Origin of the sequence: Vibrio sp. S457-15 (assembly GCF_000960545.1) — a bacterium.
Lineage (GTDB): Bacteria > Pseudomonadota > Gammaproteobacteria > Enterobacterales > Vibrionaceae > Vibrio > Vibrio parahaemolyticus.
This window is the reverse complement of record NZ_JYOQ01000065.1, coordinates 121,466-143,952: the sequence shown is the minus strand read 5'-3', so window position 1 is coordinate 143,952 and position 22,487 is coordinate 121,466. Positions and strand designations below refer to the sequence as shown.

At 44.0% G+C, this 22,487-nt stretch carries 17 protein-coding genes; 9 read left to right on the top strand and 8 right to left on the bottom strand.

Annotation, left to right across the window (positions count from 1 at the left end; translation table 11 throughout):
- Nucleotides 1-172: 172 nt before the first annotated feature.
- Nucleotides 173-415 (bottom strand): DUF2164 domain-containing protein, encoded by a 243-nt coding sequence (locus UF05_RS08305; protein ID WP_005454378.1) that lies wholly within the window; start codon nt 413-415, stop codon nt 173-175.
- Nucleotides 416-629: 214 nt separating this feature from the next.
- On the opposite strand from UF05_RS08305, the gene UF05_RS08300 reads away from it, so the two are divergent.
- Together UF05_RS08300 and UF05_RS08295 are read left to right on the top strand one after the other, a co-directional pair.
- Nucleotides 630-1,262, top strand: a complete 633-nt coding sequence (locus UF05_RS08300) for a hypothetical protein (RefSeq protein WP_025633047.1) — start codon at nt 630-632, stop codon at nt 1,260-1,262.
- Nucleotides 1,263-1,450: 188 nt separating this feature from the next.
- The gene (locus UF05_RS08295; RefSeq protein ID WP_005479139.1) at nt 1,451-2,239 is read left to right on the top strand and encodes an EAL domain-containing protein; all 789 of its coding nucleotides are present in this window, start codon (nt 1,451-1,453) and stop codon (nt 2,237-2,239) included.
- Nucleotides 2,240-2,278: 39 nt separating this feature from the next.
- On the opposite strand, the gene UF05_RS08290 is transcribed toward UF05_RS08295, so the two are convergent.
- Entirely contained in the window at nt 2,279-3,532 is a 1,254-nt protein-coding gene (locus UF05_RS08290; RefSeq protein WP_025633045.1) for a DEAD/DEAH box helicase, read from the bottom strand.
- 78 nt (nt 3,533-3,610) lie between these two features.
- Nucleotides 3,611-4,207, bottom strand: coding sequence for an acyl carrier protein phosphodiesterase (locus UF05_RS08285; protein WP_025633043.1), 597 nt, complete (start codon nt 4,205-4,207; stop codon nt 3,611-3,613).
- A gap of 577 nt (nt 4,208-4,784) precedes the next feature.
- On the opposite strand from UF05_RS08285, the gene UF05_RS08280 reads away from it, so the two are divergent.
- Nucleotides 4,785-6,215: a methyl-accepting chemotaxis protein gene (locus UF05_RS08280; protein ID WP_045546025.1), complete on the top strand. Its 1,431-nt coding sequence runs from the start codon at nt 4,785-4,787 to the stop codon at nt 6,213-6,215.
- 552 nt (nt 6,216-6,767) lie between these two features.
- On the opposite strand, the gene UF05_RS08275 is transcribed toward UF05_RS08280, so the two are convergent.
- The 3 genes from UF05_RS08275 to UF05_RS08265 form a co-directional block, all read right to left on the bottom strand.
- A complete protein-coding gene (locus tag UF05_RS08275) occupies nt 6,768-7,436 on the bottom strand; it encodes an HAD-IA family hydrolase (RefSeq protein WP_020842100.1) in 669 nt (222 codons plus the stop codon).
- Nucleotides 7,437-7,619: 183 nt separating this feature from the next.
- Nucleotides 7,620-9,371: an HD domain-containing phosphohydrolase gene (locus UF05_RS08270; RefSeq protein ID WP_029864170.1), complete on the bottom strand. Its 1,752-nt coding sequence runs from the start codon at nt 9,369-9,371 to the stop codon at nt 7,620-7,622.
- 70 nt (nt 9,372-9,441) lie between these two features.
- The gene (locus UF05_RS08265) at nt 9,442-9,951 is read right to left on the bottom strand and encodes a hypothetical protein (protein WP_029864171.1); all 510 of its coding nucleotides are present in this window, start codon (nt 9,949-9,951) and stop codon (nt 9,442-9,444) included.
- A gap of 270 nt (nt 9,952-10,221) precedes the next feature.
- On the opposite strand from UF05_RS08265, the gene UF05_RS08260 reads away from it, so the two are divergent.
- From UF05_RS08260 to glgC, 4 genes are all read left to right on the top strand, one after another.
- The gene (locus UF05_RS08260; RefSeq protein WP_005454218.1) at nt 10,222-10,695 is read left to right on the top strand and encodes a CreA family protein; all 474 of its coding nucleotides are present in this window, start codon (nt 10,222-10,224) and stop codon (nt 10,693-10,695) included.
- Nucleotides 10,696-10,826: 131 nt separating this feature from the next.
- Nucleotides 10,827-12,131, top strand: coding sequence for an inosine/guanosine kinase (locus tag UF05_RS08255; protein ID WP_015313213.1), 1,305 nt, complete (start codon nt 10,827-10,829; stop codon nt 12,129-12,131).
- Between the two features lie 238 nt (nt 12,132-12,369).
- Nucleotides 12,370-14,118 carry a formate--tetrahydrofolate ligase gene (locus UF05_RS08250; RefSeq protein WP_045546024.1) on the top strand — a complete coding sequence of 583 codons (1,749 nt, stop codon included), beginning with the start codon at nt 12,370-12,372 and terminating at the stop codon, nt 14,116-14,118.
- 356 nt (nt 14,119-14,474) lie between these two features.
- Entirely contained in the window at nt 14,475-15,689 is a 1,215-nt protein-coding gene (gene glgC, locus UF05_RS08245; protein ID WP_005498778.1) for a glucose-1-phosphate adenylyltransferase, read from the top strand.
- Between the two features lie 108 nt (nt 15,690-15,797).
- On the opposite strand, the gene UF05_RS08240 is transcribed toward glgC, so the two are convergent.
- Together UF05_RS08240 and UF05_RS08235 are read right to left on the bottom strand one after the other, a co-directional pair.
- Nucleotides 15,798-18,962, bottom strand: coding sequence for a chitinase C-terminal domain-containing protein (locus UF05_RS08240; protein WP_045546023.1), 3,165 nt, complete (start codon nt 18,960-18,962; stop codon nt 15,798-15,800).
- A 277-nt stretch (nt 18,963-19,239) separates the two neighbouring features.
- Complete coding sequence (locus tag UF05_RS08235) at nt 19,240-20,121, bottom strand: AraC family transcriptional regulator (protein ID WP_021483968.1); 882 nt, start codon at nt 20,119-20,121, stop codon at nt 19,240-19,242.
- 204 nt (nt 20,122-20,325) lie between these two features.
- Here UF05_RS08235 and UF05_RS08230 point away from each other — a divergent pair, with 204 nt between their 5' ends.
- Nucleotides 20,326-21,474 carry an iron-containing alcohol dehydrogenase gene (locus tag UF05_RS08230; RefSeq protein WP_023585206.1) on the top strand — a complete coding sequence of 383 codons (1,149 nt, stop codon included), beginning with the start codon at nt 20,326-20,328 and terminating at the stop codon, nt 21,472-21,474.
- 300 nt (nt 21,475-21,774) lie between these two features.
- On the top strand, nt 21,775-22,431 hold the full coding sequence (locus UF05_RS08225) for a lysoplasmalogenase (RefSeq protein WP_005479123.1): 657 nt from the start codon (nt 21,775-21,777) through the stop codon (nt 22,429-22,431).
- The last annotated feature ends 56 nt before the right edge of the window (nt 22,432-22,487 follow it).

The window sequence follows — 22,487 nt, the reverse complement described above, 5'->3', positions numbered from 1 at the left end:
CACGTTCCTAGATATATTCCTAAGTTAATGTTGAGCAAGAAACACAACATTAACCTATTTACCTTATATGAAACAGATTATTTACCATCCTTTACATCCAGCCAATCGCACCGTATCTATCAACTTGTTCGAAAATTTTGAAGGAACTTTGGCGTATTGAATGCGCAAAAGCTTAAATTGATACTTCTTGCTCTATCTCGTAAAGCTCATCAGACATTTCAAGCATTCGACGTTCTATCACGGCCTTCGCATCTTCAACGCCTTTGTTGTAATAGACTGCGCCTAGTTTATCGGTAATAAAATCTATCAGAAATTCGCTGTCAAACTGGCCAATCTCAATGCTGAGTTCATCCTGCATATAATCTTGAATTGCCGACGCTAATGTTTCTTTTTGGGCTCTTTCTAACTTAATCATGCGTGTTCCTTTTAGTGCGGCTTAATGGGGATTTCGCTAACCGTTACGAAATAATCGAGTTTCGTCTCGATTGTGTAGCCTTTAATCACCCCAAATTCGTATTGCTTCTAATTTTGGTGTTTAGATCAAGAAGTTGCCGATCTAAATTAGTCTATTCTGAAAAGACTATGCTAACCTTTTGCGGTTCGTTTTGTTAACCATTAAGGGATATTCTTTGCTACTCGACCTAGTGATCCAAAGTGTCAATGATTTTCAGGACGATTGTCTTAAACTGTGTGAGAAGCATTATCCTGCGGTACATAACCAAGGTATGAGTGAACACCATCTTGGTCTTGCATTTTCTCGCCGTATGGAACACACCTTCCGTCATTTTGGTTACAACAGCATCGTAAAACCGATTGAAGTACTCGACGCTCCAGACCTACCTCACCACTATCGCATTTCTTCTGAGATTGGAACGGTTTGGGTGTTAAGCCATCACATGGTCAGTGCCGGTAAATCGTGTCGCGAAAACTTGTTGTCTTCAATAACCGAATGGCAAAGCGAGTATGGCTACGCGCTGCAACCTAACGACCTGCTCTTCCTTGTTTGCGATCATTGGATCAGTCGCAGTAAAACCAGCCGAGAACTGCTCCATTGGTGGATGGGCGAATTGCCGGATCAAATCAATGAATATACTGAGCAAGGCATCACTCTTTACACCAGTGAATCTCAGCTCACTCAATCCCTTGATACACGCTTTGATATCAGCCCTTGTTACATCAAATTTGGCCACCCTTTGCGTCGTTCTAACAAACAACAACTGGTTCGAAAGTACTTGCAGTTGTACGCCGTATTACAGTGGTAGTATCAAATTGCAACAGGTAGATTATCAGTCTATTCATACATTTGTTTGATACGGCTCGATAAATCTAATCATCTCGTATTAACCCTCTTGCCTCATATGGCCTAGCCCAATTAGATTCTGACTACTGAAATCAAAGTTGGTGTCCATGTAACACCAATCAAAAACCATTGATCTAGGTTGTCGTAATAATGATGAGCATCTCGCAGCTTCTTGGCTGCATTTCTAAACAAGTAGATGGGCAGTACATCGCGCAATATGAGGAGTTGACACTTCGCAGTGTCTTCCAACCCATTTATAAAAAGGATCTTTCCATCATCGGCTTGGAAGCCTTAGTGCGAATCAGCACTGCTGATGGTTCTATGATACGTCCGGATCTCTTTTTCCAATCTCCTTCCATCTCTGAACATGTTCAACTTAATGTCGAGCGACTTAGTCGCCTTATTCACATCAAAAACTTTGGGCAATCTCGTTACCGCAATAAAAAGCTCTTTCTTAATGTGCTTCCCAGAGCTGCAGAAATGCTAGCGAAAGACCTTTCATACAGCCATTTACTGAAGCAAGTGATTTGTGAGGCGGATTTGTGTCGAGAACAAATCGTGATGGAGTTAGTTGAATTAAGCGCAGGCGATGAGTCCTTTCTGTACAAAGCGACGAAAGAACTGAGTGACGGAGGCTTTAAACTTGCTATTGACGACTACGGCATTAATGCCTCAACCATCGAGCGAGTGAAATGCGTTCGACCAGACATCATTAAGATGGATCGTTCACTGCTATTGAAATACGAAGACGGGGATTTTTCTGCGTTAATAGAAGCGTTAGCGCTCGCGAAAGAACTGAGTTCAAAAACCGTTATCGAGGGAATTGAAACCGAGCATCAACTTAACTTAATGAAAAAACTCGGTTTCGATATGTACCAAGGCTACTTGCTTGCGATGCCTCAAACCCTAGAAATGTACGAAGAGGCCAAAACGGCCTAAGATCGTCTTGTTAAGCACTGCTGCCTTTGAATACCTGGATTACTTGCGGTGCTTGCCACGATTTTTATGAATCGCGAGTTTTGCTTTTAGTTTGCGCTTTTCTGACGAACGACTCTTACGACGACCGCCACCATCACGCTCAGGTTCTACCTCTTCGATTAGACTTGGTTCGAATCCTTCTAGCCACTCTTGAGGCAAACGCTGGTCTAACAACGTTTCGATCGCACGAAGCAGATATTCTTCATCTCGGCTCATTAATGAAACGGCCAAACCGGATTTACCCGCGCGGCCAGTACGACCAATACGATGTACGTAGTCTTCGGCTTTAAATGGCATATCAAAGTTCACCACTTGTTCAAGCTCTTGAATATCTAGACCGCGAGCCGCCACGTCTGTCGCAATCAGGGCTCGAACTTTACCTTGCTTGAATTCATCAAGTGCACGCTGGCGAGCACCTTGCGATTTATCACCATTAATCGAAACCGCTTTAATACCATCCAGTTTGAGCTCCTTTGCAAGCTCATCGCTACCTTGTTTGGTTTTAGTGAAAACAAGTACTTGTTGCCAGTTTCGTGAACCAATTAAATACGCTAGCAACTCACGCTTACGCTTTTTATCAACTGGATACACCATCTGCTTAACCGTTTCTGCCGTTGTATTCGCTGGAGACACTTCCACCTCAACAGGAGAATCCATCAGTTTGTAAGCGATGGTTTTAATGCGTTTTTCAAACGTCGCAGAAAACAGCATGATTTGTTTGTCATTCGGTAATCGACGAAGAATGCGTTGCAGATCAGGCCAAAAACCCATGTCCAACATTCGGTCAGCTTCATCAAGCACCAACACGCCAGTTTTAGAAATGTTTACGTTGCCGTTAAACAAGTGGTCTAACAATCGGCCCGGCGTAGCAATAAGAATATCCGCGCCCTCTTCCAACTTGTTCTTTTGCACGCCAATACTTGTACCGCCGTACACACAAACAATACGTAGATCCGTGTGTTCCGCGTATTGCGTTAAATTGTCAAACACTTGCTGCGCCAATTCACGAGTCGGAACTAGGATGAGAGCGTGAGGTGTGCCATTACGTTTCTTTTGCTGTACCGCCTGAATAATCGGCAAACCAAATGCCGCCGTTTTACCGGTACCCGTTTGCGCAGCCGCAAGAAGATCTTTGCCTGCCAGTACGTGGGGAATCGATTTTTCTTGGACTGGCGTTGGCGTCACAATATTCATATTGTTCAACGTTTCGACTAACTGTTGTTCAATGCCAAGATCAGCAAAATTAACGGACATGATAAACCTCATAATTTTTGGAGCGCAGAGTTTACCAGAGCCGCCATAGCCATACTACCTCTACGCCAAAGGATTAAGTTATGAACTGCTTAGCTGTTGGTGAAATTCAAGTGATTGGCGCAGCACGTCTTGATAAAGCTCTGAGAAATTCGCCTCTAAGGCTGCGTATTCACCATCTAACACCTCAAACGTAGTCGTCAAGTCAGCCATTCTCGGGCTTCGCTGAGACATCCGATGCAGTGCAAACTCGATGTTGGAGAGATCTTGATAAGATTGCAGCCAGCCGCCCCGCCACATGCGTTGATGCAATAACATAAAACGCGCAGGAAGCGGTTCGTGAACATCTTTGTCTACTTTTTTAAATGCGAACTCGACAAAGTCGTCTAACGACTCTTGATGAAAATCATTCCAATGCTTGGCTAAACAATGGTCCCAAAACATGTCTAGCGCAATTGGTGCGAAGCGTCTCGCTACGCCTTTAAAATGTGGCTTACATTCTTCGACAATAGGGTGATGATCGGTAATTCGGTCAACGAAGCGGTGGAGTTTGATGCCATTAGTAATGTCAGAATCGTATAGCTTGCTTGGATCTCCTTTGACGAAGTCTCCAAGCAAGTTTCCCATAAAATGGCTATTACAGTGATCTGCAATATGCAGGTGGGCTAAAAAGTTCATTTACCGTCTTTCGCCCTTCTTGGCTCGGTGTTTCATGAACTTAGTATAACGTCTAAAAGAACGTGAAGAGAGTACTAAACGGTACTATTCGTTTTCGTTGTCATAGCCAACGTATTCCGACAAAATAATGCCAATTTCAAGCGCATCTAGCAGCTCTAGGCTTTCGTCGTTTTGGTATTGGTCGCTCATTGTGACCTCCTTTATGAAACTATGAAACATTGCGGTTTCAACTTACTGCCACCTTTCCTATTTCATTCGGTGACAGCAACTCCTTTTTATAGACTTTATATGACACATTCATGACAGCGAAAAGTAAAGATTTAAAAACCTATGAGCATAATCATAAGTAAACGATTGCAGCGTCGTTACTCTTCTCTGCCATCTTCACTTAGATAGCTGGAATTACATCGACATTTCTATCATTAAAAGACATAACATACTGTTATAGGCGACCCTAGATCTCATTTTGTAAAATAAACTCACCCTTCGTTACATATTTTGCTGATTCGCATCGCATATTTTGTTTCGATATACCCATAGATTTGTTCAATATCTTTTATCTCTAATGGAGTAATCAATGAGAGAAGTTGAGTTTAGAACGATAGACCGACTATTTATTAAGATGTCTATCAACGACAAAATGTGGGTTATTTTCCTCCTATTTCTGGTGGCACTCACTTCGGTAGCAGGAAGCCGATACCTAAATGATTTGCATCAGTTCGAGCAACAATCTATCGCCAACGTGCAAGCAAAACTAGATGGCATCATCGAAGCTAATCCCACAGATATCTATCAAATTACTGGTATCTCAAAAGCTAACCATCAACAAAAAAGCTTGTTTGCAGATGGTGTTACCACGGTTTATGGCACAACCTCTGCGGGTGAGCTTGTTCGATTGACCGAGCACGCTGGCAATCAATACAACGCCCTGCGCTCCGACGCCCTTACCTCTTTCCTTCTTAGTTTTCTATGGGTTTTGCCGTTTGCAGTATTTTGCTATTGGGTAGCGACATTCATCGGAGGTGCTTTGTGGGTGCTATGCACCACAACAGAGAAAATTGGTGACGGTGACTTAACTTCTCGATTGGGCTTTCACCCTGGCCGTGACGAGTTTGGCACCATTGGCTGCGCACTAGATAAGTCGATGGATACATTAAGCGAACTGGTCAATAGCGTAAAAGAAAACGCCAATACGCTAAGTGAAACGTCGTCTGCATTTGAACAAGACATGAAACTGAGCGAAACACAGATTACGCACCAGTACCAAACACTTGATTCTGTCGCAACCGCAATGGAAGAAATGACGGCCTCTGCCAAAGAGGTTTCGAGCATCTCTCAACAAGCGACCATGCAATCGGATCAAGATGCACAAAAAATAGAAACGAGCCATAGCCGTGTACAGCACGTTATTGCTGAGATCGAAACCTTGTCGAGCTACATCGAGCAAGCTTCTTCATCAGTCACCAACTTAAATGAAAACACTACGCAGATTAATGATGTCATCACGACCATTAATGCGATTTCTGAGCAGACCAACCTGTTAGCTCTCAATGCCGCTATCGAAGCGGCTCGCGCAGGCGAACAAGGCCGCGGTTTTGCCGTTGTAGCCGATGAAGTCCGAACGCTGGCAAGTCGTACACAACAAGCCACGGTAGAAATCCAAGCCATGATTGAGAAGCTGCAATCGGAAAGCCAAAACATCGCTTCGATTACTGGCAGAACGGTCAAGCAAGCTCAAACAAGCAGCCAGTTGATCGATGAAATTGGTCAAGATTTCACAGCGATTGCGGACTCTGCTCGTTCATTGATGGACATGAGCATTCAAATCTCTACTTCCGCGGAGGAACAAAGTGCGGTTGCGAATGATATTGCCTCTGAGCTTGCTGATATCCGTACTCAGTCCAGCACAATTCGAGAAGTGGCGGAGCAGTCTACTGTTGGTGTCGCGAACTTAACTAAAGCGTCGGTTTCACTCGGTGAAGTATTAGAGCGTTACCGCACAGCTTGATAACAAGGTAATAACAAATAAAGGCTCCTAATTGGGAGCCTTTATTTTCTACATTTGTATTCACTTATTTGTTTCGAGAATATAACTCGCATTCACTTTATCTACGTACTTGTCTCGTACTCATTTTCTGGTGTAACAAAACCGAACTTATTGAATAACTTCAAGTCTATTTGAGGAATGAAAGGAAAATAGCATTGATCAAATACCGATTGGGAAACGGTTTATTTTGAAGTGAATCTCAAGTTCTCCTTGTACCTGATGAAATAATGTTCAAGCGGACGGCGTTCCGCTATGCTTAACCTGCCAATTCCAATTTGCTGCTGGAAAACAATATGAATAATTACAACGATACAAAAGACAACGAAAACCTAAACTGCCCTATTTGCCAATGTGATGAATACTTAATCTCATCAAACGGTGAAAAATTCACGTGTGCTGCTTGTGGGTTCCACACGAAAAATTTCTCATCCATTCAATGCCTTTACCAAGCGCCATATTTACAGTCGAAAATTAAACAAATTCATAACCTAAGTCATTCTCGTCATTAAACGGTTAAACAGAGCAGCCCATGAGCTGCTCTTTTAATTCATCCAAATGTTGAATGCGAATAACTCGGTCATCGTCGACTCGGTTAATGGCCTCACCATTAAATAGCTGAACCGTCTTAATTCCGGCATTCAACCCTGCTTCTACACCCTTGGGTGTATCATCGATATACAAACAATCGCTAGGCAAAAAGCCCATGCTCATCGCGCTGTACATGATCAAATCAGGTTCAGGTTTCCAACTATTTGCTTCAAACGCAGAGAATACTTTTCCTTTGAATGCATCAAGCAGACCGGTTAACTCAAGTGCGTATTCAATTTTATCTTTGGGTCCATTTGACGCGACGCAGTATTCAATATTGTGAGAGTCGAGGAATTGGATCAGCCTTTTAGCGCCATCCATTGGTTGTAAATGACGAACAAACAACTTTTGAACTTCTGTTCGGTATTGGGGTTCAAGAACATCAATTGGAACATTAATGTTCATCAACTCTTTGGTATCAAGAAGAATATCGGCCAGTTTTCCACCTTTAAAGTGAGAAACACATTCTTCCATCGTTAACTCTGCACCGTGTTGATTAAATACATTCACTAGTGCTTGGCAGCATAAACGCTCACTGTCGACCAACGTGCCATCACAATCAAAAATCACGCATTTAATATTGGTAATTGCCATAGCCTTCCCCTAGACGCATTTGTCGATGTCGCTGATCAAACTTATTTTTTAATACAAATGTATGGCTTAATCATATTTGAGTTTAGATTTGTTTAAACGACAGACTTGGCATTTCGTAGAAATGGGGAAAAGCAATTCCTGTTTTTCTAAGCAAGATCACCGAATGTAATCTTGCTCAGTTTGTTATGCATCAGGATACATGTATCGAACTTCGATGAAGTCATCTAAATTATCTAGCAACAGTTGGCATAATATTGGGTCAAAGTGTTTGCCTTGTTCCAACTTAAACCAATCGACGACTTCATTAATTGTCCAAGCCCGTTTGTAGCAACGCTCTGTTAATAATGCGTCAAATACATCAGCAATTGCGACGATGCGTGCGAAGAGATGAATTTCCTCACCTTTTAGATTATTTGGATAACCCGTACCGTCCCATTTTTCATGGTGTTCGTGGGCAACCACCGCTGCTAATTTGGTGATGTCGCCCTCTTTCATGTTCAGCAACTTATAACCTTTAATGGTATGTTGCTTCATGATTTCACGCTCTGAACTTGTCAATGCACCAGGCTTGTCGAGAATCGATTCTGGCACAGAGATTTTACCTACATCGTGCATAGGGCTAATGATTTCAATCATTTCCACTTCACGGTGCGTCAACCCGCAAAGTTGAGCTAAATGACGAGACAGTTTAGCGACACGTTTTACATGTTGGCCAGTTTCTCCAGAGCGACTTTCAATCGCCTCACCCAACACGTGAATCATCTCTTTTTGGACGTTTAGCGTTCGTTTTTGAAGCAACACAATTTTTCTATTTTTCTTATCAATCTCTTTGCGTTGGCGAATAGTCATAAACTGAATCACAACAACAAGAGAAAGCAGCACAATAATGCCGCACGTGAACAACAGTGTTTTGAGGTTTACTTTAAACAGTGGCGGTGGCGCATTAAGAATTTCAGCATTTTTAGGGATGTCATAATGGCTGATTTCATACTTTGTGAGCGCCTTATAGTCCAAGACCGCTTCAGTGATAGCCAGCGCATGCGCCGCTGACGTCAGAGACATCCCCATCTTACTCGCCATTATCTCCGCAGCTTCATAACCAAATTGCTCAGAGCGGTTCACAAAGCCACCCAGTATTCCCGGCTCGCCTAAATAGAGTTCCCACATCACAAACACGGGGGCACGGCTTTTTGCACCAATAGCTCGAGCCACTTCTCTGTAGGTGTGATATTTCCCTGAATCCCCTTCCGTATTGTAGTGAGTCAACAAAACCGCATCATTAGCACTGACTGTAGAAAGCTGATTTGCCGCCTCTTGTAGGCTCGCGTCTCTAATTTCAATCAAATTGATACGTGGAAACTTGTTCATCTCTGCTTTCACGCGTTGATATATCAGTTCTGAGGTCACACTGCGATCGGCAAGGTAATACAAATTTTTGATACGGGGACGCAAACGATTGATCAGCGCGATGTTTTCGACCACGCGATCTTCTTCGTAAATCACACTGCCATTTGTACTTACTGTATCGAGAGAAGAGCCTTTATCATTAATCCCAATCGCGACCATAGGAACATTGCGCTTGGGGTTCTGAAAATAATTTCTGACGAAACGCATGGCTGCGTCGTCAGAGATAATCACACCATCAAATTCATAAGCTCGATATTTAAACCGAAGATAACTCGCCATTTGTTGCAAATAGCCTTCGGAATGAACACGCTTCGCGTCCAAATATTCAATGGATAGTTTGACTTCGCCGTCAGTTTGCTTGAACCCCTTTTCGATTCCCGCCTGAATGTCATTAGTCCATTGATAAGACGGATCATAGGAGTGAAGCACGAGAACTCGTTTGAGATCCCAATTTGTTTCCTCAGCTTGTACGGCAACCGTTCCTATGCACAACAAAAGAGTGAGAAAACGCGCTAAACGCTTAACCATTTTTTACCCAGCCGAACCAATGCAATGTTGCATATAGTAGCGCTTCATTTTGAAATGAAGCCGATATTGATCAACTTTCTATTATAATTGTGTCACATAATTTGTGATCACTATTAAGTCTTTTCGCAATATCCGCTGAAAACTGTTGTTTATCTAAAGATTGAGAAACGGCCACGTCAGAAATCAGCGTGTTACCCTCATAGCTACTTGCAATGGCTGCACCCACCGGGTTGCCATCTTTAAAACCAACGTACAACTCAAAATCCGGCGTTAAGATAATTTGGGTAAGGTATTCAACTATCATCTCTTGGTCACACTGTTCTTCCCAACGTTGAGACTGAAGAATCGAAAACATAATAGTCAATCGATGAAAATCCACGAGGAAAATTTCATCAGCCTGCAAATTCGCTTCGCCTTCCAACAAGGAGTCTTTAGCAACGATTTGGTATTCTTGAGCATTTATTGCTTGGAAATAGGTTTCGCGACCTTTCAAGCTTTCAGGAGTGGGAAATTCAACTTCGACGAGATCGTGCAGCCACGCATTTTTGCGTTCGATGCTGGCTAACTGCTGTTCATTCATTTGAGTACCTTAAATATCTCAGGCTACAGAGTAGTAGCGAGTCAAAAACGAGGGCTGTATATGAGCCATCACGCCAATATTTCGAAAACCTAACTGGATTTTCTATACCGCATTGACTCGACTCTTAAACATGAACTCGCTTTGAAGCGGTACATTAGCATGAAGCCCTTAACAAACCTAGCTAAAGTCCTGAGGTTGCGCCAAATTTTGTTTTAGATGCCAACGTCTGATAGATTGAATCTATATATTTTTCTAATTAAGGACGGAATAATGAAAAAACGTTTGCTTGCTTTAGGTTTGGTTACCATTCTTGCTGGCTGTGGCAACGATGAGGTTGGTGATGTGTCTTTGGGTATGTTTACTATGAAAGACATAAAACTGAATACGCTCGTAGACCCTGAAGTTCCAGGCGTTACTTGCCATGTAGCGAGCATCGAAGCGGACTTCAGTTTAGCGGACCCAAGCGACAGTTCAATTTCTTGCCGTCAAACTGGTGAAATTACACCGGAGATGATTACTAAAATTGATAAGAGCAAATCAGGTGAAGTGGTATTTAAAAAGTCCAAGAGCGTTTTCTTCAAATCGATGAAGATTCGCCGTATTTATGATCCAGAAAATCAAACCTTGATGTACCTTTCTTACTCAACTAAAGAGACATCAGGCAGCTTCAAACACAGTCTATCAACTGTACCTCTTTGGGGTACGAAAGCTTACATCCAACCGACTGAAGCTAAGATAAATTAAGCTCAATTCGCTTACGAATTCGTCAGCCCGCTGCATTTTTCAGCGGGCAAATTTCTTTGCAATAAAACACCACGATTTTCATTTTTTTGTGATACAATCCCGCCTCTTTTTTTTCTCACTCAAGAACAAGCATGAAGTTTCCTGGTCAGCGTAAATCTAAACACTACTTCCCAACTCACGCTCGAGATCCATTAGTCAACCAAATTCGACAAGCGCCTAAGCTATACCGCCCAACCATTGTCGGTGTTGGTCAAACCATCGTAGATATCGAAGCTCGTGTGGATGATGCGTTTCTAGAAAAATACAACCTAAGTAAAGGACATTCTCTTGTTCTTGAAGAGAGCAAAGCAGATGCATTGTATGAAGAGTTAGTAGAGCAAGGACTGATCACACACCAGTATCCTGGCGATACTATTGGTAACACGCTGCACAATTATTCTGTTCTAGCAGACAGTAAATCTGTATTGCTTGGCGTAATGTCAAAGAACATTCAAGTGGGTTCTTTCGCCTACCGCTACCTTTGCCGTACGTCTTCACGCATGAACCTAAACCACCTACAAACGGTAGATGGCCCGATTGGTCGTTGCTACACCCTTATCTCTCAAGATGGTGAACGTACATTCGCGATTAACGAAGGTCACATGAATCAACTTCTTCCAGAAAGCATTCCTGAAGAAGTATTTGAGAAAGCGTCTGCGCTTGTTGTTTCTTCGTACCTAATGCGCGGTAAAGAAGAAGACCCAATGCCTAAAGCAGTACAACGCGCGATTGATTTTGCCAAGAAGCACGATGTACCTGTTGTTCTTACTCTAGGTACAAAGTACGTGATTGAAGGCAATGCGGAATGGTGGCAAGAGTACATTCGTGAAAACGTATCTGTTGTGGCTATGAATGAAGAAGAGGGCGCGGCGCTGACAGGCGAAAACGATCCACTCGCCGCTGCGGATAAAGCACTTGAGTGGGTAGATCTTGTTCTTTGTACTGCCGGGCCAAACGGTCTTTACATGGCAGGTTACACGGACGAAAAAGTGAAACGTGAAACTACACACGATATTCTTGAAAGCTCGATTGAGGAATTCAACAAGTTTGAGTTCAGCCGCGCAATGCGCAAAGAAGATTGTGTGAATCCAATGAAAGTGTATTCACATATCGGTCCATACCTTGGTGGCCCTCTAGAAATTAAGAACACTAATGGCGCGGGTGATGCCGCACTGTCAGCACTGCTGCATGACATGGCTGCAAACTCTTTCCATCAGAAAGAAGTGCCAACTTCAGAGAAACACGAAGTACGCTGTCTGACGTATTCATCACTTTCTCAAATTTGTAAATACGCGAACCGCGTGAGCTACGAAGTGCTAACTCAGCACTCTCCTCGCCTATCGCGAGCTCTGCCAGAACGCGAAGACAGCTTAGAAGAGACCTACTGGGATCGCTAAGAAGGTTAGCTTTAGAGCAAAAAATATACTTAGGTCACCGTTTGGTGGCCTTTTTGTTTTGATCTAGCGCAGTATTTAGTGGATTTTGTTACTATGTAGCACGCGAAGGCGCACGAACTTCTTTACACCTAATTTTATACCAGTATTATTCTCGCGCAAACGTTTGCGCAACAACAATACAGTCTTCATAGATTGCTTGATGTTGAACGCCGCGTGTTAGCCATATTTGGGAGTATCCATGCAGTCTGATATTGAAATTTGCCGAAACACACCGTTATCTTCCATCGATGTTATCGCTGAAAAAGCAGGTCTATTGCCTGAAGAATTTGATACACATGGAAAATACAAAGCCAAAGTACACCCTAAGTGTTTAGCCCGCCTGAATGACAACCAAAACGGCAAATTGGTTCTGGTCACCGCGATTACCCCAACTCCACTAGGTGAAGGCAAAACCGTGACAACCATTGGCCTTGCTCAAGGACTGGCGAAGCTAAAGCAATCCGTGATGGCATGTATTCGACAGCCATCAATGGGGCCTGTCTTTGGCATCAAAGGTGGTGCCGCAGGTGGCGGATATTCCCAAGTTGCGCCAATGGAAGAGCTCAATTTGCATTTGACGGGTGATATTCACGCCGTTACGGCTGCACACAACTTAGCGTCTGCAGCTTTAGATGCGCGCTTATTCCACGAGCAGCGCGAAGGATATGACGCCTTTGAAGCTCGAACTGGTTTAAAAGCATTAAAAATTGACGTTGAAAGCATTACTTGGAAACGCGTGATGGACCACAACGACCGTGCACTTCGCATGGTCAAAATTGGTTTGAACGAACATGGCAAAACCATTAACGGATTTGAGCGTAACGAAGGCTTTGATATTTCAGCCGCATCCGAGTTGATGGCCATTATTGCGTTGGCAAAAAATCTTAAAGACTTACGTCAGCGCATTGGCAAAATTGTTGTTGCTTATGATCTCGACGGTCAGCCTATCACCACAGAAGATTTACAAGTAGCAGGTGCGATGGCCGTAACGTTGAAAGAAGCCATTGCACCAACATTGATGCAAACGCTTGAAGGTGTCCCTACTCTGATCCACGCAGGCCCTTTTGCTAACATTGCGCATGGCAATTCTTCTATTATCGCTGATGAGATTGCGTTAAAACTTTCGCGTTACACGGTAACTGAAGCAGGATTTGGCTCTGACATGGGATTTGAGAAAGCCTGTAATATTAAAGCAGCGGCTGCCAACAAAGCGCCTGACTGTGTGGTGATTGTTGCGACGTTAAGAGGCCTTAAAGCGAACTCCGACCACTACGACTTGCGCCCTGGCATGGCAATTCCAGATTCGATTTTCTCGCCTGACCAAGCGGCATTGGTAGCCGGGTTTGAAAACTTAAAGTGGCACATCAAGAACGTCCATAAATATGGAATCCCAGCCGTTGTTGCGATTAACCAGTTCCCTCAAGATTGCGAACAAGAACTCATCGCGCTTCAAGATCTCATTCACGCATTCGATCCAAATGTTAAAGTCGCTATCAGCACTGCTTTTGCCCAAGGTGGTGAAGGTACGAGAGATCTAGCACAGCATGTCGTTGATGCTTGCGAAAAAACCACGAATTTCCGACCTCTATATCAGAAACATCAATCCCTTCAGGAGAAGCTGATGTCTGTGTGTGAAGCTGGATATGGTGCGACAAATGTTGAAATGAGTGAACTTGCAACTCAGCAATTGGCTCATTTTGAAAAACTAGGGTTTAACGAATTAGCTGTTTGTATTGCTAAAACGCCACTTTCTATCACCACCGATTCTTCAGTAAAAGGCGCGCCAGTTGGCTTTACTGTTCCAATTCGTGAACTGCGTTTATGTGCCGGTGCTGGCTTCGTGTACGCATTATCGGGTAGCGTTATGACCATGCCCGGTCTTCCTGACAAGCCAGCGTTTATGAATCTCGACCTTGATGAAGATGGTAATATCATCGGTTTGTCATAATGAGCTTCATTTAAATGAAATCAAACACAAAGGGAGCTAGACAGCTCCCTTTATCTTACTGTTTTAAATAGGTTTTACATTGTAAATCAATAATCTCTTTAAATCCCCAGATTCTATACCGCCCCAATATAATGCACTGTCTATTTTTTAATTCACTAATATAGTGCATCAACTCTCGGTCACAAAATTCATCATTTTGATTTTTAAAGAAATATTCAATGGCGCGATTCTTGTACTACAGTTTGCAGTAGCTAACAAACAAACCAGCACATGTCATTCTAAATTGTTGCGTTGTATAACACCTCCTCCGGTTAAGCACGGTTTAGACGCATGTAGAACAAGGGAAAGGGAATATTATGCAAGACGCACTCGCTGTAATTTTAGCAGGCGGGATGGGCTCACGACTTAGCCCACTCACTGATGATCGAGCCAAACCTGCGGTACCATTTGGCGGCAAATACAGAATCATCGATTTTACGCTAACCAATTGTCTTAATTCAGGTTTACGTAAAATTCTAGTGCTTACTCAATACAAATCTCACTCACTACAAAAGCACCTTCGTGACGGTTGGTCGATTTTTAATCCCGAACTTGGTGAGTACATTACGGCAGTTCCGCCTCAAATGCGCAAAGGTGGTGCATGGTATGAAGGTACCGCCGACGCCATCTACCACAACTTATGGTTACTATCGCGGAACGACGCAAAATACGTTGTTGTGTTATCTGGTGACCATATTTATCGTATGGATTACGCAGCGATGCTTGAGGAGCATAAAGAGAAAGGGGCAAAGCTGACCGTTGCTTGTATGGATGTTCCAGTAAAGGACGCCTCTGCTTTCGGAGTAATGGGAATCGCTGAAAACGGACTGGTTAAGTCTTTTGTCGAGAAGCCTGAAAACCCACCTACTCTTCCAGACGATAAAACCAAGAGCCTTGCATCAATGGGGATCTACATCTTTGATATGGATGTGCTCAAAGAAGCGCTGACCGAAGATGCGAAACTGGAAACGTCTAGCCATGACTTTGGCAACGACATTATTCCAAAATTGATCGACACCGAATCGGTTTACGCTTACAAGTTTTGTGGCAGCAAAGGTCGTGTCGATAAAGATTGTTACTGGCGTGATGTCGGGACAATTGACTCCTTCTATGAAGCAAATATGGATTTATTGGAACCAGTACCTCCGATGAACCTTTATCAATCTAACTGGGCTATCCGCACTTACGAACCTCAATTTCCACCAGCGAGAACCGTCTCTTCTGCAACAGGAAACGAAGGTATTTTCATCAACTCGATCATAGCTACCGGTGTTATCAACTCAGGCGGCTCAGTCCAGCACTCGATCATTTCATCAAATGTGCGCATTCAAGATAGCGCGACCGTTGTGGATTCCATCATTTTTGATGATGTAGAAGTCGGTGAAGGCAGCCAACTGGTGAATTGCATCGTCGATAAACACGTTCGCATACCACCGAACACACAAATCGGCATCAATAAGGTTGAAGACGCCAAACGCTTCAAGATCTCAGAAAAAGGCATTGTTGTTATACCGGAGAGCTACCAGTTCTGAGAGTCCTCAATTCAAACGACAACATAAACGAAAAAGCGCACGATAATTACCGTGCGCTTTTGTTTAAGTACCTATGAAAGTTAGGTAATAACAGTTAATCAATAATGATTAGATGTTACATACTGTAGCCCAGCTACCGTCGCTACCTGGTTCAGAAGCCGTCCACCAGTTTGCTTGGTAAACCACACCATTGTGGATGACTTTGTCGCCTTGGTTTGCGTGGCTTGGGTTACCTGCCCAGTCAGTTTGTGGCAGATTTGGGTATGTTACCAAACCAGCAGTATCACAAGAGCCTGGTTCAGTTGTACCGCCACCGCCAGTACCTGCGTTTAGGTCTCCGATTGGTAGGTCTGGTTGCTCAAACTTGAACGCAAACTCTTTACCACCAGAAATCACTGAGTAGTTCGCAGGACCAGAGATTGGTAGGTAGTAAACCATATCAAGCTCGTAAGTACCGCCTGCTGGCAGATCTTTCCATGCTGGTAGAGAGAACGATACGCGGTGCATTACGCCATCCAAACCACCGATGTTGTTTGCACGAGTATGTCCAGAAGCAATCACTTTCAAACCGCCACCAGATTGGTCTTTCGCGTTGTCCGGCGCAGATACTGGGATATCGAATTGGAATTCAGTACCGCCAGGGATTGCTTGACCTGTGTTGTTCGTAAATGTGATCTTAGGGTTAATTGGGTAGTTTTGGTCGCCAACTTTGAAGCCGCCAACACTAACAGTAATATCTACAGCTTCAGTTGGTGTTGGACCAGTCGCTACTTTGTTACCGTAAGGCGTTGCAGACTTAAACTTGTCGTAGATAGCTTTGGTCATAGTGTTACCCATGTGGTATTCACCATTACCCGCAGCACACGCTTGCTCAGTTGCATCGATAGCAGTACGGTTGCCATTTGCATCTAGTACGTAACAGTTGTAGTCACCTGCTAGTTCCCAGAACATGATACCGCCGATTTCTTTATCGATAACGTAGTCCGCTTTCACTTCGATAGACGCTTTATCTTCTGTAGACAGGAATACGCCCTTCTCTGCGTTCCACAACCAAGGAGCTACAGCAACACTGTCGTAATTACGAGTGTACGTACCAACCAATTTGTCAGAAGGATCGTTCACGGGATCTAGACCGTAAGCTTGAGCGTAAGAACCCCAAATGCCTTTCTCTAGGTTCTTCGCGTGCCACATAGGGTTCGAGCCTGCGCCCATTTCACGACCTTGTGGATCTAAATCGTGCCACATGTTATCGATGCCGATAGCACCGTTACCACAGTTGTTCTTCTCACCTTCACCAGTGCCTGGTTGACACTCAGCTTGGTTAGGTAGCGCTGCTCGGCCCCAAAGGCCATTGTCACCACCAGTTACGCCTTGCCAACCACGAGTGTAGTAAGGAACACCAATGTTGATACGGCCTGCTGGCATAGAACCTCGGAAGTAATGGTAAGCCCAGTCAGTATTCAAGTAACCAATACCGCCATAAGCTGCTGTACCGTATACGTTCCACTGTGCTAGCTCAGAGTCTTTTCCTGTATCGAATAATGCCGCGTTGTGACCAACGTGATCGTTCCAAGCACCGTGCAAGTCGTAAGACATGATGTTTACGTAGTCTAGGTACTTAGTTACATCGAAGGTTTCCATACCGCGTAGCAAGTAACCAGACGATGGCGCTGCAATAGTCAGCATGTAATGAGTACCATCTTGAGCAGAAGCTGCATCTAGTTTTTCACGAAGTACTTTCATCAGCTCTTGGTAAGAAGCCCATAGGTATTGACGGCGTGGTTCCATGAAGTCTTTATCGTAAGGGTTACCAGCACCAGCCATTGATGTTGGGTATTCGTAGTCGATATCCAGACCATCGAACTTGTACTTACGCATCATTTCAACTGCAGAAGCTGCGAACTTCTCAATGCCAGCATGGTTGATAGAACCATCAGCATTGGTCGTCATTGTGTAGAAGCCACCATCAGCAACACGATCGCCATTTGCATCGAAGTGACCGCCGGTTTCAGCCCAACCACCAATCGAGATTAGCGTCTTAACATCGTGTTTTTGCTTGTAAGTTGCTAGTGCACCAAAGTGACCTTTGAAACCAAGCGTAGGATCGACTTCAACACCTGGCCATGTTTTGCCAGTTGCAGCGTTGTTTGGATCATTAACATCGCCAACGTTCACTTTACCGTCAGAACCAATGCTCACAAACGCGTAGTTGATGTGAGTTAGCTGTTCCCAAGGAATGTCTTTAACAAGGTAAGTCGATTGTGGGTCATCACCTGCGCGCCAGCTCGTGAAGTAGCCGATGACACGACGTGGGTGATCCGCACCCATTTTCTCACGACCTTCTTCGTCGTAGATTGAACAGTAAGGTACGTCCACGCCTGTTGTTTGGTAAAGACCGTCAGGACGACAGTTAGAGACCACTGCGCCACCATTTACAGTTAACGTAGCAATTGCAGAGTCTGTGCTTGCACCTGCGTTATCTGTCGCTTTCGCGTATACCGCTAGAGCGCCCGCTTTTGAAGGCGTAACGTCTAGTGTGTAAGGAGCAGCTGTTGCTGTGCCAGCTAATGCGCCAGCAACGTAGAAGTCAACTTTAGCAACGCTACCATCCGCGTCTGCTGCGTTAGCAGTAAGCGTAACAGTACCGCCTAACTCGATTGAAGTAGCTGAAAGCGCAACATCCACTGTAGGCGCTTCATTACCTGGTTGAGCTGAAGCAATCGTAAGCGTTACTGAACTTGCAGTACTTACCGCGCCAGCGTCATCATAAGATTTAGTTGAAAACTCGTGTACGCCTTCAGTTGCAGTCCAAGATGCAGTGAAAGGAGCCGAAGTAGACTGACCAACTAAAGCACCATCAACAAAGAATTCAACTTTGCTAATTGTGCCATCAGTGTCTGCTGCATCTGCGGCTAGGTTAACCACTTCACCAGCGGTGATAGATGCCGACGCAGAAGGAGCGGTTAGAGTCACCGTCGGGATTTCATTTTGTGGTGGATCAACAGGACCTGTTCCATCACAAGCACCAAGAGATTCCCACTCGCCCCACTGGCCAGCTTGTGCAGGGTTATTGTTTTGCGTCCAGTAACGCGCTTTGTATGCGTTACCTTCGTGCTGAACTTGGTCGCCGCCATTATAAACTTTTGACGAATCCCAAACTTCTAGAGGGGCACAATCAACCGCTGCGTAGCTGTTGAAGGCCAATAGACAAGATGCAGTCAGCGTACTTAGCGTAAAGACACTTTTCACTGCTTTCCCGTTTTTAAGGTGCATAATCGCTCTTCCTTAAGTTATTGTTAAAACAATATTAAACGTGTTTGAAACAACACGTTCTTACTTTTATTTCGACGTAAAATAACTTAAGTACAAGTTGGAAATTTCACACTATGTATTTGCGAGTTTTCAACACCACCTCTCAAGAATCCACTAAATGGTTGCAACAAAATACCTATTATTTGGCACCGGCAACTAATTTTATAATTCGAATAAATAAGTGACTCGCAAATTAATAAAAAAGGCGAAAAAAGTCGTCATTTTGAAATAAAGATCACTATGCCTTTGTTGACCTTGGTGTTTCATTGAAATGTCGCTTGTACTCGCGACTAAACTGTGATGGGCTGCTGTAGCCTACAAGTCGAGCAGCATCGTTGACTCGTTTCCCTTCGAGTTGAATCAAATCTCTCGCTTTATTGAGACGCACTTTTTTGATGTATTGCAAAGGTGATTCTAAAGTCACGCTTCGAAACGCCTGATGAAATGCCGAGATACTCATGTTGGCCTCTTCCGCCAATGTTTGAACATTCAATTGCTCATGATATTCGGCATGAACACGATTGAGTGCTTTTGCTACTCTCGCGTAGGAACCTTCTTGGTGAGCCAATTCAAACAACACGTACCCTTCTTTACTTACAAGCGTTCGATAGACAATTTCTTCTAGTAAGGACTCGCCCAATATCGCCACATCCAAATCGTTGCAAAGCGCCTTCATTAATCGCTTGCAAGCATCGAGCATGGCGTCGTTCATTCGAACCGATTTGAGGCCACAACGTTTAGAATCTTCGCAGATATTACTAAATTTCTGTGCTTCGAGCTTTTTCACAAGTTTGTGCAGCAGCGTTGGCGAGATGTCGATAGAAATACCGAGCAAAGGCTCATTGTTGGTGGCAAATGCTTCACACTCTAGAGGCATAGGTACGCCCACCACCAAATAGTCATCCGGACCATACTGAACTGGCGTTTGCCCTATATGGATGTTTTTATGCCCTTGGCCAAGCACAATGATCCCTGATTGATACACAAATGGTTGACGGTTATTGCCTTTGCTACTGCGATAAAACCAGACGCCTTCGATAGCAGTTTGCTTGATGCCTTCTAAATTGTGCAGATCATGCTTTTCAACATACTGCTGCATGGTTTCGGCTAATGTGTTCATGTAATGCTCCATAAACCGTCAATCGGTCTACGCTCTGTTGTCATTTTGCTCACTATACTTTCTCTTCTATTTCCGATTCCAGCGCTATAACAACAATTTTGTAGAAATAGGCAAGTAATTTACAGAAATCGACCTACAACACGACAAAAAGTCGTACTAATATGCACGTATTCAATCTCCTCAACTGGAAACAAGAGGTCTGCAATGAACTTTTCTTATGTCAACCCAACCAAAATTTTCTTTGGCCAACAACAAATCGCAGCAATCAAAGACGCGATCCCAGCGGATCAAAGGGTCTTGGTGATTTACGGTGGCGGCTCAATCAAAAAGAACGGCGTATACGACCAAGTAGCAGAAGCGCTCACTGGCCACGAATGGTCTGAGTTTTCTGGTGTAGAACCAAACCCAACAAAAGAAACATTGGATAAAGCGGTCGCTATCGTAAAAGATCAAAACATCGACTTTATTCTTGCTGTTGGTGGTGGTTCGGTTATCGACGGTTCGAAATACGTTGCGGCAGCATCAAAGTACGATGGTGACGGTTGGGACATTATGATCGGTAAGCATCAAGTTACAGAAGCAACACCGCTTGCGGCTATCCTAACGCTACCTGCAACTGGTTCAGAATCCAACATGGGTGCAGTGATTACAAAAGCAGAAACTCAAGACAAGCTGCCGTTCATGTCTCCTGCTGTACAGCCTAAGTTTGCAGTCTTAGATCCAGATGTAATGAAAACGCTGCCTGAACGTCAGCTTATTAACGGCATTGTGGATGCGTGGGTACACGTTTGTGAGCAATACATTACACTGCCTACTGGTGCGATGGTTCAAGACGGGTACGCAGAGACCCTGCTAAAAACCCTAAAAACGCTTGGCGAACAGTTCGCAGAGCGCGATGACGACCAATGGCGCGCAAACCTCATGTGGTCTGCAAACCAAGCATTGAATGGTTTGATTGGTAGCGGCGTTCCTCACGATTGGGCAACGCACATGATCGGTCACGAGCTGACTGCTCTTTGGGGCGTCGATCACGCACGTTCTCTTGCCATCATCCAACCATCACTGCTGCGTAACCAGATGCAATTTAAGCGCGCGAAGCTTGAGCAAATGGGTCGTAATGTATTTGGTCTGGAGTCTGGTGATGATCTTGCAGAACGCACTATCGAAGCCATCGAAGCGTTCTACCACCAACTTGGTGTAGCAACTCAACTAGACAACTACGGTGAGAGCCGCGAGCAAGCGATCGATGCCATCATTGACCAACTCAACAAACACGGAATGACGGTTCTGGGTGAAAACCAAGCGATTACTCTTGAACGCAGCCGTGAAATTTTAGAATTAGCTGTCTCATAACAGCAACAACTGTTCACTGCCCTTTCTAGGGTTTAACGGTATTGTGACTTAACGGTCACAATACCGTTTTTTTATGCTATTTTGTAAGCTTCAACGCGTTCAAATATTGGGCATTCTAAAAACAACAATTAATGCGCAAAATTAAGTGTTCCCGTTGGTCAGTAAAGTGGCGACGGTTTAGCTTTACATACACAAAAAATAAAATTGAAATCAAAGGTCTAACTTACGCATTTGTTAGATCTTTTTTGTTTGGAGTAGCACTACGCTACTCACGTTTGTCTGTTCGAGAGTTGTTTATATATGTGGCTAGTTGTCGTTGTATTAGCATTCATACACATCATAAGTGTCCGTAAAGGGCCGAAATGGCTATTCTACGTATCAAAGCCATTGCCTGTACTTGTGATGATTGGCATTTTGCTTAATTCTCCCGCGAGTCAACTTCCTTACACTCAGTGGATATTAGTGGGTTTATCGTTGTCACTACTCGGTGATTTACTACTAATGTTACCGCGAGATAAGTTCATCATTGGTCTAAGCCTATTTTGCTCTGCTCATTTGTCCTACAGCTATGGCTTTAGCTTAATGTCGGCATGGCATTTCACTCCTTGGCTTCCTATTGCTTTGTTTGGGCTCGGCATTTGCTTTTACTGGCTGTTTCGACCTGACCTCGGCAAAGAAAGAATCCCTGTCGCGATCTACATTTTGGTTTTGATGACCATGTGTTGGATGGCCATTGAGTATTATCTAAGTGGGAAAACGCAGTCATCTTCGTTTGCGGTGTTAGGAAGTTTTATCTTCATCATTTCCGGCACGGTGCTGGCTTTTGAGCGCTTTGGTGGTTACTCGGTATTTTCTCGGCAAGTGGTGATGGTCACGTACTATTCCGCGCAAACTTTAATGGCGATGTCCGTAATTGCCATCGTGATTCGTTATCCGTATCTCACGGTGATCAGTTAATTTTCTATGCCGCAGATTGGTGCTCATCACTCTGAGTTTTGATGAAAAAGCGTTTG

Coding starts and splice junctions, on each gene's coding strand:
- UF05_RS08305 (WP_005454378.1), bottom strand. CDS start 415: ATGATTAAGTTAGAAAGAGCCCAAAAAGAAACATTAGCGTCGGCAATT.
- UF05_RS08295 (WP_005479139.1), top strand. CDS start 1,451: ATGATGAGCATCTCGCAGCTTCTTGGCTGCATTTCTAAACAAGTAGAT.
- UF05_RS08290 (WP_025633045.1), bottom strand. CDS start 3,532: ATGTCCGTTAATTTTGCTGATCTTGGCATTGAACAACAGTTAGTCGAA.
- UF05_RS08285 (WP_025633043.1), bottom strand. CDS start 4,207: ATGAACTTTTTAGCCCACCTGCATATTGCAGATCACTGTAATAGCCAT.
- UF05_RS08280 (WP_045546025.1), top strand. CDS start 4,785: ATGAGAGAAGTTGAGTTTAGAACGATAGACCGACTATTTATTAAGATG.
- UF05_RS08275 (WP_020842100.1), bottom strand. CDS start 7,436: ATGGCAATTACCAATATTAAATGCGTGATTTTTGATTGTGATGGCACG.
- UF05_RS08270 (WP_029864170.1), bottom strand. CDS start 9,371: ATGGTTAAGCGTTTAGCGCGTTTTCTCACTCTTTTGTTGTGCATAGGA.
- UF05_RS08265 (WP_029864171.1), bottom strand. CDS start 9,951: ATGAATGAACAGCAGTTAGCCAGCATCGAACGCAAAAATGCGTGGCTG.
- UF05_RS08260 (WP_005454218.1), top strand. CDS start 10,222: ATGAAAAAACGTTTGCTTGCTTTAGGTTTGGTTACCATTCTTGCTGGC.
- UF05_RS08255 (WP_015313213.1), top strand. CDS start 10,827: ATGAAGTTTCCTGGTCAGCGTAAATCTAAACACTACTTCCCAACTCAC.
- UF05_RS08250 (WP_045546024.1), top strand. CDS start 12,370: ATGCAGTCTGATATTGAAATTTGCCGAAACACACCGTTATCTTCCATC.
- glgC (WP_005498778.1), top strand. CDS start 14,475: ATGCAAGACGCACTCGCTGTAATTTTAGCAGGCGGGATGGGCTCACGA.
- UF05_RS08240 (WP_045546023.1), bottom strand. CDS start 18,962: ATGCACCTTAAAAACGGGAAAGCAGTGAAAAGTGTCTTTACGCTAAGT.
- UF05_RS08235 (WP_021483968.1), bottom strand. CDS start 20,121: ATGAACACATTAGCCGAAACCATGCAGCAGTATGTTGAAAAGCATGAT.
- UF05_RS08230 (WP_023585206.1), top strand. CDS start 20,326: ATGAACTTTTCTTATGTCAACCCAACCAAAATTTTCTTTGGCCAACAA.
- UF05_RS08225 (WP_005479123.1), top strand. CDS start 21,775: ATGTGGCTAGTTGTCGTTGTATTAGCATTCATACACATCATAAGTGTC.